Annotated in this window: 9 protein-coding genes and 1 pseudogene; 3 read left to right on the top strand and 7 right to left on the bottom strand. The window is 48.1% G+C overall.

Annotated elements, in window-relative coordinates:
* Positions 1–518 precede the first annotated feature (518 nt).
* The 4 genes from GBH70_RS04585 to GBH70_RS04570 form a co-directional block, all read right to left on the bottom strand.
* The gene (locus GBH70_RS04585; protein ID WP_151679928.1) at positions 519–1,199 is read right to left on the bottom strand and encodes a response regulator; all 681 of its coding nucleotides are present in this window, start codon (positions 1,197–1,199) and stop codon (positions 519–521) included.
* A 6-nt stretch (positions 1,200–1,205) separates the two neighbouring features.
* Positions 1,206–2,798 (bottom strand): ATP-binding protein, encoded by a 1,593-nt coding sequence (locus GBH70_RS04580; RefSeq protein WP_151679927.1) that lies wholly within the window; start codon positions 2,796–2,798, stop codon positions 1,206–1,208.
* A gap of 325 nt (positions 2,799–3,123) precedes the next feature.
* On the bottom strand, positions 3,124–4,377 hold the full coding sequence (locus tag GBH70_RS04575) for an ammonium transporter (RefSeq protein ID WP_151679926.1): 1,254 nt from the start codon (positions 4,375–4,377) through the stop codon (positions 3,124–3,126).
* Between the two features lie 360 nt (positions 4,378–4,737).
* On the bottom strand, positions 4,738–5,361 hold the full coding sequence (locus GBH70_RS04570; RefSeq protein WP_151679925.1) for an NUDIX hydrolase: 624 nt from the start codon (positions 5,359–5,361) through the stop codon (positions 4,738–4,740).
* A 130-nt stretch (positions 5,362–5,491) separates the two neighbouring features.
* Here GBH70_RS04570 and GBH70_RS04565 point away from each other — a divergent pair, with 130 nt between their 5' ends.
* Positions 5,492–6,649: an iron-containing alcohol dehydrogenase gene (locus GBH70_RS04565; protein WP_151679924.1), complete on the top strand. Its 1,158-nt coding sequence runs from the start codon at positions 5,492–5,494 to the stop codon at positions 6,647–6,649.
* Between the two features lie 1,115 nt (positions 6,650–7,764).
* Here GBH70_RS04565 and GBH70_RS04560 read toward each other — a convergent pair.
* The 3 genes and pseudogenes from GBH70_RS04560 to GBH70_RS04550 all read right to left on the bottom strand — a co-directional run bounded on the left by GBH70_RS04560 (position 7,765) and on the right by GBH70_RS04550 (position 11,541).
* A complete protein-coding gene (locus GBH70_RS04560; protein WP_151679923.1) occupies positions 7,765–9,168 on the bottom strand; it encodes an amino acid permease in 1,404 nt (467 codons plus the stop codon).
* Between the two features lie 1,289 nt (positions 9,169–10,457).
* Positions 10,458–10,973 (bottom strand): annotated as a pseudogene (locus GBH70_RS04555) (amidohydrolase family protein); the annotation flags it as partial.
* 100 nt (positions 10,974–11,073) lie between these two features.
* Positions 11,074–11,541 (bottom strand): PucR family transcriptional regulator ligand-binding domain-containing protein, encoded by a 468-nt coding sequence (locus GBH70_RS04550; RefSeq protein ID WP_253693476.1) that lies wholly within the window; start codon positions 11,539–11,541, stop codon positions 11,074–11,076.
* Positions 11,542–11,784: 243 nt separating this feature from the next.
* Between GBH70_RS04550 and lutA the strand changes: the two genes are divergently transcribed.
* Entirely contained in the window at positions 11,785–12,504 is a 720-nt protein-coding gene (gene lutA / locus GBH70_RS04545; RefSeq protein ID WP_151679922.1) for a lactate utilization iron-sulfur protein LutA, read from the top strand.
* A 26-nt stretch (positions 12,505–12,530) separates the two neighbouring features.
* Complete coding sequence (locus GBH70_RS04540; RefSeq protein ID WP_151679921.1) at positions 12,531–13,952, top strand: LutB/LldF family L-lactate oxidation iron-sulfur protein; 1,422 nt, start codon at positions 12,531–12,533, stop codon at positions 13,950–13,952.
* Positions 13,953–13,971 lie beyond the last annotated feature (19 nt).

The following is a 13,971-nucleotide window of genomic DNA, read 5'->3' as shown; positions in this document are numbered from 1 at the left end:
CGTCTCCGCTGATTCCAGAAAAAGAGAGGAGGAGAACGGCCGGAGTGTCAGACTATAACGCCGTTTCTAGGGGAAATCTTGCAAAAGTTCAGTGCCGCTTCCTCCTGTTTTTTTGCCCGGCGCCGATTATTTGTGTGGCACCGCCGATTTAATAGATCTTTTCGCTGATTTTTGAGGAAGTTCGCTGATTTTTTCAATGTCCTCGCTGATTTCTCTAAAATGAGTAGGCTGACCGGCTGCTGTTTCAAGATTCACCGCCGGTTTTTCAGCCATTTTCTAATGGGGATGCGGCTATCCTCTCTTCTTTTCTACTTTTCGCCGATTTCTCGTACCTTTCCGCTGATTTTTTCTAACCTTCCGACGATTTCCAAGGGAAGACCACCGATTCCCCTCTAGTTACCGCTGATTCCGGAAAAAGAGAAGGGGGAGAACGGCCGTAGTGTCAGACTTTAACGCCGTTTCTTGGAAAATCTTTCAAAAGTTCAGCGCCGCTTTATCCTTTTCTGGAGGCCCGTGCTTTACACGAGGTAATATTTCCGTTCCGGTCTTCCGACAATGCCGTATTCCACTTCTGCCCTGCAAATATGTGCCGAAACCAAGTATTCCAAATAGCGGCGCGCAGTTGTCCGAGAGGCGCCGATTTTTTCGGCGACTTGCTCCGCGGACTGCCCCTGGTCCGGAAGTAGCACCGCTTTCACTTTTCCGAGCGTAATCGCATCAATCCCTTTCGGCAGCGGCGTTTCTTTAGAAGCCGCTTCTTGCCGCGCCGCCCCGAACAGCGAATCGACCCACGCCTGGTCAACTGTATCCGCCGTTTGAAACAGGCTTTTTTTATCCAAGTACTTTTTGATCGCGCGTTTAAATTGATCCAGTGATACCGGCTTGATGAAATAATGCTCAACCCCATAATGGAGCGCTTTTTCAATAAAATCTTTTTCCGCGGCTGCCGTAATCATCATGATGTCCAAATGCGGAAACTGGAGCCTAAGGTCAGCCAGCAAATCAACGCCGAGCCGGTCGGGAAAATAAACATCCAAAAGCAAAAAGTCAGGCTTTTTTTCCCGAACCAACTGCAGCGTTTCTTTTGCATTCAGCGCTTTGCCCACGACTTTAAAGCAAGGAAATTCCCCCAAAAACTTTTCATGTACCTGCGCCACACGGAAATCATCTTCAGCAATCACCGCTTTTATAGTTTTCACGATCCGTCACTCCTCCCCTTTCGGCAAATAGACGGTAAAAACCGACCCTTCCCCGGGGTTGCTGTGGACTTCAATAAATCCCCCCAATTCGGAAACGGCGTGGTCGACATTGGACAGCCCGAATCCCCTCGCAGCTTCTCCCGTTTTCGTCGTAAAACCCCTTTCAAATATACGTCCCAGCATTGTCTGTTCTATACCGGTTCCATTATCACTGATTTCAAAAACAATATCGCTGCCCAAATCTGTCGCAAAAAACAAGACCGTTGGATTTTGCGCTTTTGCCGCTGCTTCAAAAGCGTTATCCAGCAAATTGCCGATAATGACAATCAACCGGGATAAATCGATATATTTTGGAAGCGATTGCAAAGAACTGTTCGGATCGATATCAAAATGGATTTTCTTTTCCGATGCTCTGCCCAGTTTCCCCAGCAAAACCGCCTGGACTTTTGAATCCTTAATATTTTGAAAAACACGGGCATGCTGGTTTTGCAGGCTTGCCGATTCTGCGCGGATAAATTCGACGGCATCCTCATATGCCCCCAACTGCAACAACCCGGAGATGACATGCAGTTTATTTGCGTACTCGTGGGACTGGGCGCGCAGATCTTCCGAATATTTGCGGACTTCGCTCAATGTATTGACCATCCTTTCGATTTCAGACCTGTCGCGGAAGGATGCCACGGCCCCCTGTACTTCCCCATGCTCATCCAGGATCGGGGTACTGTTTACAATCAGCGTCCGGCCTTTCCATACCATCTCCCGGTCCATCTTCGGCCGTTTCGATTCCATTACCTCATAAAAAAAGGAAGCCGGAACCAACTCATCGACTTTCATGCGCCTGACAGAACCGCCAATACGCAGCAAGTTTTTTGCCGGCTGGTTCATTGTGGTCACAAAACCTGCACGGTCAACCGCAATGATCCCTTCTTTTACCGCATGCAAAATCGCCCGTTTTTCTTTGTAAAGTGCCGCAATTTCGTACGGTTCGAGCCCCATTGTGTCTTTGCGGATATCCCGCGCAAGAAGCGCGCTCCCCAATACGGCGGCCAAAAAAGAAAGCAGCGCGACACCCCCGGCTTCTTTCGCACGGTTGTCCATTTGCTCGTGAATGTCTCTCAGCATGAAACCGACCGATACAACACCGATGATTTTCCCGTTCCGGTCACGGATCGGCGTTTTGCCGCGCAGCGACGGGCCGAGCGATCCGTTCGCTTTCGATATGTATGATTCGCCTTTTAAAATCGCCCGCTCATTGTCTCCGCCCACCATTTTCTTTCCAATCCGGTTTTTTAGCGGATGTGAGTAGCGGATGCCTTCCCTGTTGCCGACGACGATAAACTCCGCGCCTGTCTGCATGCGGATTTTTTCCGCAAGCGGCTGGATCGTTTCAGCCGGATTCTTGCTTTGAAACGCATCAATTAACGTCGGCATCGTCGCGACCGTTTTCGCAATCTCCAAAGCGAGGCGGCCGTCCTGAGCTTCAATTTGCCGGCTTTCCATGATCATAAAGTAACTTGCAAGCGTCCCGATAATGAAAAATGACATCAGGAGAACAAGCCCCAATATTTTTGTCTGTAATGAAACTCTTATTCTGCGCATCCCCATCCCCCACAAAACCCTACATGCACTTATTTTACATGATTTTGCAAAAATTTTATAATACTGCGCAAAAAAGGGGCGGTTACATAGCTACAAAAAGCGGTAATCCTGTACGCGTTATGGTATCTCACTGCTTTTTTCACAAAAGAAATTATTTCCAATCTCTATTCATATTGCGTCCGACTTTTGTACGCGTAAACAACAAGGCTGCCTGATTTTTCCCAGTGGATGACAACTGTCCGGCTTTATTACACCAAAAATAAGACTGCCAGGAAATTCCCAGCAGCCCGGAAACAGAACCGGTGTCTCCGGCTCTTTTCTCACATTATTTTGCTGCAGCATGTTCATGTGCGACTTCTTCATACGGCTCGCCATAAGCATGTTCGCCGTGCATCGTGATGTCTAGGCCTTTGATTTCAGCTTCTTCATCGACGCGGATCGGCATGAACAATTGGATGGCTTTAATGATGACAAATGAGACAACTGCGACGAAAATGTACGTGGAGACAATGGCGACAAGCTGTTTTAAAACGAGCGTCGGGTCGCCGTAGAACAAGCCGTTCGCGCCGGCTGAATTGACCGCTTTTGTTGCGAACAAGCCTGTTGCAATGCCGCCCCATGTGCCGCCGATGCCATGAATGCCGAATGCATCGAGCGTATCATCGTAGCCGAGTTTCGATTTCAAATACGTGACACCCCAGAAGCAGACGATGCCACCGACCAAACCGATCAAAATGGATGCCATTGGCGTGACAAATCCTGCCGCCGGCGTGATCGCAACCAGCCCTGCAATGCCACCGGAAATGGCACCGGACAAAGTTGGTTTTTTGTTGACGATCCATTCGATTCCGGCCCATCCAATTAAACCGCAAGCCGCTGCAGTATTCGTATTGATAAATGCGTACATCGCAACATCATTTAAAGTTAACGCGCTTCCTACGTTAAATCCGAACCATCCGAGCCACAGGAGACTGCCGCCGAGCAAAACAAGCATTAAATTATGGCGCCCGGTCTCTTCTTCTTTCCGTTTACCAAGAACAAGCGCAAGCACAAGTGCTGCAACACCGGAAGAAATGTGGACAACGTTCCCGCCTGCAAAATCCAGTGTGCCAAGGTTGCGGAGCCATCCGCCAACACCCCATACCCAGTGAGCAACCGGCGCATAAACAAGCACGCACCATAAAGAGATGAAAATCAAGTAAGCCGAGAAACGTAACCGCCCGACAAATCCACCGGAAATAATGGCAATTGTCAAAACAGCGAAAGTCATTTGGAACATCATGAATAAATTATGCGGAATGGTTGCGCTGTAATCCGCATTCGGCTTAAATGTGACATTGTGCAGCCCTGCCCAGCTTAAATCGCCCAGGATCGCGTTGCCGCCTGTGGAAAATGCAAGGGAATAACCGACAAGAATCCATAATACCGAAACAATTCCGAGCGAACCGAAGCTGTACATGGCCGTGCTCAAAACGTTTTTGCTTTTTACCATGCCCCCGTAAAAAAGCGCAATTGCAGGCGTCATGATCCATACCAGCGCTGTCGACACAAACATAAATACTGAATCTGCAGGAACCATTTACCTCTCCCTTTCTTATGTTAGTTTTTTTAACTTGTTTTTGTTATATGAATTATCATATGTGATGTCAGACAATTTTTCAATACTTTTTTCTCTAATTTTTTTAAAAATTTTTGTTTTTATTGTAAGGTTTTCTTACAAACTTTTGTGTAACCGATTTTAAACGCAAAAAAGGGCACCACTGTTCGAGTGCCCTTTATCTTAAATGATCGGCGCCGCCCGGATCCGCGGTCATAACCACCGGCCCGACCCTTGCCGAAACGGCAGCCAGAGTCCGCGGAACCGCACAGCCTTCAGACGATCTTATGTTAGACCATCATGATTAAAATATGATGAATGAATCTGGAAAAAACGCTAATGTTAGCAAAAATTTTTCCCAATTGCCTCTATCAATTTCGCATAATATGCGGATTCGTGCGGGGCAAAATCTCCCGGCTGTACGAATTTTTGCACCGGATGCCGCCGCCCGGTTTCATCGATCATAAACCCTTCGACATGCAGGGAGCGGATTTTTCTTTCGCAGTAAGCGGCAAATTCTTCAAGGCTGGCTTTTACGATTCCTGCTACTTCTTCCTTTTGCAGCCGGAAATCTTCCACTTCCCCTGACCATTTATGTAAGAAAATATGACATATTTCACGGTCAATAAAGCCTTCCCTTTCCGTCACGTTCGGAATGGTTCCAACCGGGACCAGCGAATCCATGGAGAGATCCAGCCCCAGTTCTTCTTTCACTTCCCGTATGCCGTCTTCCACGCTTTCATGCGCAAGCAAATGCCCTGCTGCCGTAATGTCGAGCTTATTCGGGAAATCTTTTTTCTGCGGGCTGCGGATTTGGAAATAAATGTGTGCAGCCCCTTTTTCCTGACCGATCAGCCACAGGTGGAAGGTTTCGTGCCACAGCCCTTTCTTGTGGACTTCCGCGCGAGTTGCCGTCCCGATTTCCGCACCATTTTCATCAAAAATTTTCAACCGTTCACTTTCCATCGTATCACTTCCGTTTTTTTCTATTTTACCACGGGATTCTGTCTTCACCATGCAAGCCTTTAAATTAATTGATGCATCCTAAAATGTGGTACAATCTGTCTGTAAAACGCAAAGGAAAGAAGGTTGTTGCATGAACCCATTTACATTTTACAATCCGACTGAATTGATTTTCGGAAAAGGGCAGCTGAATAAGCTGGAAGAGAAAATCGACCAGCTCGGCAAGCGGATTTTGCTTGTGTACGGCGGTGGCAGCATCAAACGTTCAGGGCTTTATGACAAACTGCAGGCTATCTTCCAAAAGAAAGGCTGCAATGTGCTGGAACTGGCCGGCGTTGAGCCGAACCCGCGCCTGTCGACGGTCAAAAAGGGGATTTCCATCATCCGCGAAAACGAACTCGATTGGATTTTGGCTGTCGGCGGCGGCAGCGTCATCGACTGCTCCAAAGCGATTGCGGTGGGCGCCCTGTATGACGGCGATGTGTGGGATTTTTATGAAAGAAAAGCGAAAGCCGAAAAGGCCCTCCCGCTCGGTACGGTGCTCACGTTGGCGGCAACCGGGTCGGAAATGAACCGGGGCTCCGTCGTCACCAATTGGGAAACGAAGCAGAAACACGGGGCAGGCATGACGTTCCCGACCTTCTCGATCCTTGATCCGGAAAATACGTTCACCGTACCGAAAAACCAAACCGTTTACGGCATTTCAGATACGCTTTCGCATGTGTTTGAACAATATTTCTCCCATACGAAAGAAATCCCGTTGCAAACCGGTTTTGCAGAAACAATCATGAAAACGGTCATTGAAAATGCGCGCAAAGTGCTCCAAAACCTTGAAGATTATGATGCGCGCGCCAACTTGATGCTGAGTTCGACATTTGCGCTGAACGGTCTGCTGGCCACCGGCGTTGAAACGGACTGGGCGACGCACTCGATCGAGCATGCGGTCAGCGCCGTTTACGATATTCCGCACGGCGGCGGCCTTGCGATCATCTTCCCGAACTGGATGAAGTACGTTTATAAAGAAAATGTCCCGCGTTTCAAACGGTTTGCTGTGGAAGTGTGGGGCGTGGATCCGGAAGGGAAAACGGATGAAGAAGTTGCTTTGGCCGGCATCGATGCGGTCCGCGCTTTCTTTAACGAAATTGGCGCACCAAGCCGCCTTGCCGATTACAATATCGGGGATGACAAACTTGATGTCATGGCGGAAAAAGCCCTGCCATTCGGCCCGATCGGCAACTTCACAAAACTTACTAAAGAAGATGTTTACGAGATTTTAAAAATGTGTTTGTAATGCGGAAGGATGTCCCCTTTTGGGCGGCATCCTTTTTTAAATGCGGTTTGAATGATGGCGGCGTCTGAAACTGCGATGATTTTTTCTTTTCGGCTTTGCGGAATAAGCGGAAACTAGAGGGAAATTGGCGGACTTCCTCAAGTAATCAGCGGGAAGACCTATTAAATCGGCGGTGCCGCACAAATAATCGGCGCTGGGCAAAAAAAAAGGAGGAAGCGGCACTGAACTTTTGCAAGATTTCCCCTAGAAACGGCGTTATAGTCTGAAACTCCGGCCGTTCTCCTCCTCTCTTTTTCCGGAATCAGCGGAAACTCCGGAAATATCGGCGGACATTCCTTGGAAATCAGCGGAAGGTTCGAAAAATTAGCGGAAAGGTACAAGAAATCGGCGAAAAGTAGAAAAAAAGAAATGATAGCCGCATCTCTATTAGAAAATAGTTGAAAAACCGGCGGTGAAACTTGAAACAGCAGCCAGTCAGCGTACTCATTTTAGAGGAATCAGCGAAAACTAGAGGGAAATCGGCGAATCTCCTCAAAAAATCAGCGAAAAGGCCAATAAATCAGCGAAAACGCACAAATAATCGGCGCTGGGCAAAAAAAAGGAGGAAGCGGCACTGAACTTTTGCAAGATTTCCCCTAGAAACGGCGTTATAGTCTGAAACTCCGGCCGTTCTCCTCCTCTCTTTTTCCGGAATCAGCGGAAACTCCGGAAATATCGGCGGACATTCCTTGGAAATCAGCGGAAGGTTCGAAAAAATCAGCGGAAAGGTACAAGAAATCGGCGAAAAGTAGAAAAAAAGAAATGATAGCCGCATCTCTATTAGAAAATAGTTGAAAAACCGGCGGTGAAACTTAAAACAGCAGCCGGTCAGCGTACTCATTTTAGAGGAATCAGCGAAAACATTGAAAAAATCGGCGAATTTCCCCAAGAAATCAGCGGGAAGACCAATAAAATCAGCTGAACCGTACGAGAAATCAGCGAAAAGAAAAAGATCCTCCGCCCCTTTACTAAAATCGAAGGATCCGCAGAAATTTATTGAATTTTCAATCCTATGTCCGAATCGAAGGAAATCCGTCGAGAAGTATTGTCTTCCCGACGGGTTTCCTTACTTTTTGTTAATTCAACACTTCTTTCAATGCCATGTTTTCCCTCATCAGAACCGGGTACAAAACCAATCCTACGATAAACAGCCCGATGCCGAGGAAGAACGTATTTAAATCGGCAGTGCCGGTGATAATCACCCACACTGAATAAACAAGCGCCATCGCGGTCATGATACCATCTGTTATGCGGGTGCGCAAAGTCGTATACGTTTCCCCGGTCAGAACCAGTTTGAACTGGTATATGACCGAAACGAGGTACGGGATCAAGTATGCCAATGTCGCCACAACAATCGCAAAATCATATGCCTCCGAAATCGTACCGGAAACGGTGGAGAATAAGAAGATTTGCGTCATGATATTCGTTACGGTTAGTGAACGGACCGGCGAGCCTTTGCCATTGCTTTTTCCGAAAAGTTCCGGGAACAGCCCGGCTTTCGCCGCCTGGTACGGCACTTCGGAGCTGACAATAATCCAGCCGACCGTTGAACCGAACAGCGAGATCAGCGCCAATGCCGCCAAAATATACTGGCCGTTTGCACCGAGTACCTGCCCGAGCGCATCGACAAGCGGTTTTTGCGATGCGCGCAGTTCAGCTTGAGACAAGGCTCCCATCGTAAGCAGCGTAATGCCGACATAAATGAGCATCGAAATGAGCAGGCCGAGCAGTGTTGCTTTTTTTACATCTTTTTGCGATTTCGCGCGGTTGGAAAGCATGACGGCCGACTCAATGCCGACAAATGCCCATAATGTCGAGATCGCCGCGCCATTGATCTGGCCGCCGAGCGGAACGGCGTTACCCTTTGCATCCACGAAAGCTTTCGCATTGCCGAAGTTGGCGTCATCAAAGGCAAAGACCGTGATGACAATGAACATCATAAAGCCGAGCACTTTTGTCACCGTTGCAACGAGGTTCATTTTCCCGCCGCTGTTAAAATTTTGGGCGAGAATCCACTGGATGCCCCACAGCATCGCCGTACATACAACGAATGTCAGGAATTTCCCAGTTTCCAATTGGAAAGATCCGATCGAAACCATGATTTTCGTGCTCTGCATGATCGGGAAAAAGGTCGTCAAATAGCCGGCAAACGAAATGATGACGGAAGCAGTGGCAGCCCAGTTGGCCGCCCAGTAGCCCCATGCCATGCTGTAGCCGGCGATTCTGCCCGCTTTTTTCGATTTAAACAATGATTGGGCATAGCTTTGCGGCCCTGCTTTTAATTCCGGTTTGCGGATTGCCAGATTTCCGAACACAAGCGCGATCGTCAAGACGCCGAACCCGGTCAGCAGCCATGCCAACGTCGAACCGAGTACGCCCGAAACTTGCGCCAGGTTCGCCGGCAGCATAAAGATCCCACCGCCCACCATATTTCCTACGACAAACATTGTTAACGTCCATAAACCCCATTTTTTATCCATTTATGTCCACCTTCTAGATTGTTCTCATTTCAATTCATGATATTATTTTAACGCATATCTTTAGTTTGATAAAATGGTAAATTGCTAATTGGATAAATAATATATGGGGATTTTTCCGTTATATGGCAATCAAGTAGGAGGAGGTGACTAACCTCCGTCCTCTCACACCACCGTACGTACGGTTCCGTATACGGCGGTTCCATGAAGTCAGTCGGATAGTGATTTGGTATCTCACTATCCGTTATGCTTTTCTGTCTCTCCTTAAACCACTTTAGTTCTCAGCCCTCTCAATGTCTCCCACGGAATTCACCGTTTCTATCCACTGAGTAAGTCCATCTTTGGATTGTCTGCTTCATTGAACAAAGTGAAATTCGAGTTTATTCCACACTCCTTCATGGTTCAGTCCTTCCAAATGAGGAACTACCTTATTTGTACTATGACCTCTGCTGACTTCTGACTGTTCAATAACCTATCACTAGGTTAGTTACCAACTGAGTCGGCATATCAGTCAGACCTCCCTGGGTAAGACTGCACTCTTTCCCTCCACCTATCTGCCTCATTTACGCTGTATCACCTTTGGCAGTACGGACTTTGCTTTGTTACGCAAGCTCATCCAATGATACCTAGCCTTGTATGAGGTTCATGTTCCTCAAGAATCGGAGGTTTGCCGCCCGCTTCCTTCAGATTCCGCATCACTACGAACACCCTTGCGTTAGGCTATCGCTACTACTGCCTTCGCGTTTCGGGACTTTCACCCTATAGCGTGCAGCCATGCTAGGCGCACCGTAGAAAAGCCCGGCAGCACCAGGCTGTCGGGCATTCAATGTTTGCATCATAATGGAAAGGCGGTTTTTTTACATTTTCTCTGTATATGACTCGTTGATGATCGCAAAATTCACGAGACTCCTGCGGGAAAAGCGAGCAAGAAGAGACCCCTCGTGCTGAGGGACGAGCGAGGAGGCTCTCGGCACGTGCGGAAAGCGATTGAATTTCGCGATCATCAACATTCTCAGATAACATTACCTTACATAAAAAAAGGGGTGCCCACTGGTCAATCTACTGACTTTTGGGACAGCTCCCTCTAATTCCTGCAATCACATTTTTAGCGGAAAATATTTTCTTCCTTCCGGCGTACGGCAGTATTGAAAAACCTTTATTTTTTGTAAAGGTGACAGCGGACCCATACACATCTTCCACCGCTTTCGAAATTTTAAATCCATTTTCGAGCAGATGTCAATCTCGGATTTTTCTTGTTTAAATAATTCTGATTCGCGCATGAACCTCCTCCTTTATACAGTGGCTGCAGCCGGGAACTGTAAAATGCCTTCATTGAATTTTTTCCGTTTGAGATATTTTCCGCTCCCCGGTTCACCGACAAACTGTTTGTCTTTGATAACGAAATTTCCGCGGCATAAAACGGAGACCGGCTCCCCGATAATTTCCATCCCTTCAAATGCGCTGTAGTCTACGTTCATATGATGGGTTCTCGCGGAAATCACACGCTTCACTTCCGGATCAAAAATCACCAGGTCCGCATCTGCCCCTACTGCAATCGTTCCTTTCTCCGGGAACAAGCCGAACAGTTTCGCCGGCTGGGTGGAAACAATATCGACAAACCGGTTTAACGTCAGGATGCCTTTTTTCACACCTTCAGAAAAGAGAATGCTGATCCGGTCTTCAATAAACGGTCCGACGTTCGAAATTTTCGAAAAATAATTGCGCCCGAGCTGTTTTTTTCCGTTAAAGTTAAAAGAGAACTGGTCTGACCCGAGCGTTTGCAGAATTCCTGCTTTTAAAGCGTTCAATCGTTTGCGCAAACGGCAGCATATCCGGCTGCTCCATATCTCTTTGGGTGCATACAATGATGCCGTAATCCGCATTTTTCCCGAAACCGAATTTGGAAAGTTAGTTCTGGATATGCTCCTTATCCAACCCCGGATTGAAAAGCAGTTCCACGAGGGTTTGCTGTGCGAGGGTCTGCCTGTGTTGTTCCATCATCAAAAACTGCACCGTGATTTTGATCAAATCGGCAACCCTGAGTTCCCAAGGCATTTGAAAAACAGGGAAATGATGCACATCGGCGAACTGAAAGACCTTAAGCGGAATTTCCGGAATATAAGGGCCCGTATTGATGACGATCCCAGCCGCATGCCGCTGGAAAGCAAATTTGACCATCTCCGTTAATTTTTCCGGATCATTTGCCATGCTGATCCCAGTCGTGACAAGCAGCTCGTTCGGCTTGAAAAATTGCGCCCAGTCCACACTCTCCGTCACATTGACCCCCGCCACCGCCCGGCTGATCCCCGCTTTCCCGGCAACAAGCGCAATCCGGCTGAAGGCGGGCAGTTCAACAAGTTTTTCCAACGTCACCATAGTTCCACCCCCTCCGTAAAAAGCATTTATGCTTTTATGTTAAGGTTGCAATCGAAAAATGTAAATTTTTTAAATTATTGTATAATGTTTTTCAGTGGTAAAGACTTTCTCAAACGGTAAAATAAAAAGAAAAGGGTTTCATTTCTTGCAAACTCTTTCATTGACAAGTTTTCACTATAAGGAGTATAATAATATAAATCCGATCATCTGATGATTTATCTAATTTTTAAGAAGGTGAAAACTGTGAAAGTGAGTTTGTTCATCACTTGTCTTGTCGATATGTTTAAAGCGGATGTCGGGAAAGCAATGGTGGAAGTGCTGGAAAGGCAGGGCTGTGAAGTCGATTTTCCAAAAGGCCAGATCTGCTGCGGGCAGCCGTCCTACAATAGCGGCTATTTGGAAGACACAAAGCCTGCGATGAAACAAATGATGAGAACGTTTGAAGACGCCGATTATGTTGTTTCACCGTCGGGCTCGTGCGCGTATATGTTCAAAGAATATCCGAAAATTTTCGCGGGAGACCCGGAATGGGAGCCGAAAGCGAAAGCATTGGCGGAAAAAACGTATGAATTTACGCAGTTCCTTGTGGATGTTTTAAAAGTCGAAGATGTCGGGGCAAGCCTGCACGGCAAAGCCACGTACCATCCTTCATGCCATATGACGCGCCTGCTCGGCGTGAAAGATGCGCCTATGAGACTATTAAAACATGTACGCGGCCTTGAATTTGTCCCACTGCCAAACGCGTTGACATGCTGCGGATTCGGCGGCACATTCTCCGTAAAAATGAGCGAAATCTCCGAGCAAATGGTCGATGAAAAAGTGGAACATGTTGAGGAAACGGGCGCGGACTATTTAATCGGCGGCGACTGCGGCTGTTTAATGAACGTCGGCGGCCGGATGCAGCGAAAAGGGAAACCGATTAAAATCATGCATATTGCCGAAGTCTTGAACAGCAGGGATTGAAAAAACACGGTAAAGGGGTGAAACAAATGGGTTTATCGATCAGTGACCAAAAGTTTAAAAGTAGAGTGGAAGAAGGCATCCGGGACGATTTTATGCGGGGCGCCGTCCGAAGTGCCCAGGAGCGGCTCCAGACAAACCGGCTGGCGGCTGCCAATGAACTGGGGAACTGGGAAGAATGGCGCTCGCTCGGCGAAGAAATCCGCCAGCACGTCTTAAACCATCTGGACTATTATCTCTATCAATTAAGCGAAAATGTTTCGAAACGCGGAGGCCATGTGTTTTTTGCGCAGACCGCTGATGAGGCAAGCCAATATATCAAAGAAGTCGTGCAAAAAAAGAACGCGAAAAAAGTGATTAAATCGAAGTCGATGGTGACAGAAGAAATCGGCTTGAATGAATACCTCCAGGAAGCGGGTTGCACTGTGGTGGAATCCGACCTCGGCGAATACATTTTACAGGTCGGGCAGGACCACCCTTCCCACATCGTCGCGCCTGCCTTACATAAAAACAAAGAACAGATCCGGGACGTGTTCAGGGACCGGTTGGGCTACACGGGGACGGAAAAGCCGGAAGAACTTGCCCAATTTGCGCGTGAGGTGCTGCGCAAAGAATTTTTATCCGCTGAAGTCGGCATTACGGGATGCAATTTTGCGATTGCCGAAAGCGGTTCTGTCGGCCTTGTCACGAATGAAGGGAATGCCGACATGGTCACGACGCTCCCGAAAACGCAAATCGCCGTCATGGGAATGGAACGGCTTGTCCCGACTTTTGAAGAATTTGAGGTTTTGGTAAGCCTGCTGACAAGAAGCGCGGTCGGGCAGCGGCTGACGAGCTATATTACGACAATTACCGGTCCGAAAGAAGAAGGCGATGTCGACGGTCCGGAAGAATTCCATCTCGTCATTGTGGACAACGGGCGTTCCGATATTCTCGGCACCGAATTCCAGCCGGTGCTGCAGTGCATCCGTTGTGCGGCCTGCATCAACGTCTGTCCGGTCTACCGGAATATCGGCGGCCATTCGTACGGTTCGATTTATCCGGGCCCGATCGGCGCGGTATTAAGCCCGCTGCTCGGCGGCTACGACAACTACAAAGAACTCCCGTACGCTTCATCGCTTTGCGGCGCCTGCACGGAAGTCTGCCCGGTCAAAATCCCGCTGCACGAGCTGCTGATTAAACACCGCCAAGTGATCGCGGAAAAAGAAAAACGTTCGCCGGTTGCAGAAAGGCTGCTCATGAAGGCGTTTGGAATCGGCGCTTCGAAACCGGGGCTTTACGGCATGGGGGCAAAAGTTGCTTCTAAAGTCGTCCGCCCGCTTTTGAAGGATGATACGATCCATAAAGGACCGGGGCCGATGAAACCTTGGACCGATGTGCGCGATTTCCCTGCGCCGAACAAAGAAACGTTTCGCGACTGGTTTGAAAAACGCAAAAAAGAAAATCAATAAGGGGGTAAGGAGGCAAGCA

It is taken from the genome of Weizmannia acidilactici (assembly GCF_008974225.1).
In the GTDB taxonomy this organism is placed as follows: Bacteria; Bacillota; Bacilli; order Bacillales; family Bacillaceae_C; genus Weizmannia; species Weizmannia acidilactici.
Note: the sequence above shows the minus strand (reverse complement) of the source record. Positions and strands in the feature narration are given on the sequence as shown.

Excerpts from the sequence above, each read along its gene's own strand:
- GBH70_RS04560 (WP_151679923.1), bottom strand. The coding sequence starts at position 9,168 with ATGGATAAAAAATGGGGTTTATGGACGTTAACAATGTTTGTCGTAGGA.
- GBH70_RS04580 (WP_151679927.1), bottom strand. The coding sequence starts at position 2,798 with ATGCGCAGAATAAGAGTTTCATTACAGACAAAAATATTGGGGCTTGTT.
- GBH70_RS04565 (WP_151679924.1), top strand. The coding sequence starts at position 5,492 with ATGAACCCATTTACATTTTACAATCCGACTGAATTGATTTTCGGAAAA.
- GBH70_RS04550 (WP_253693476.1), bottom strand. The coding sequence starts at position 11,541 with ATGGTGACGTTGGAAAAACTTGTTGAACTGCCCGCCTTCAGCCGGATT.
- GBH70_RS04570 (WP_151679925.1), bottom strand. The coding sequence starts at position 5,361 with ATGGAAAGTGAACGGTTGAAAATTTTTGATGAAAATGGTGCGGAAATC.
- GBH70_RS04575 (WP_151679926.1), bottom strand. The coding sequence starts at position 4,377 with ATGGTTCCTGCAGATTCAGTATTTATGTTTGTGTCGACAGCGCTGGTA.
- GBH70_RS04540 (WP_151679921.1), top strand. The coding sequence starts at position 12,531 with ATGGGTTTATCGATCAGTGACCAAAAGTTTAAAAGTAGAGTGGAAGAA.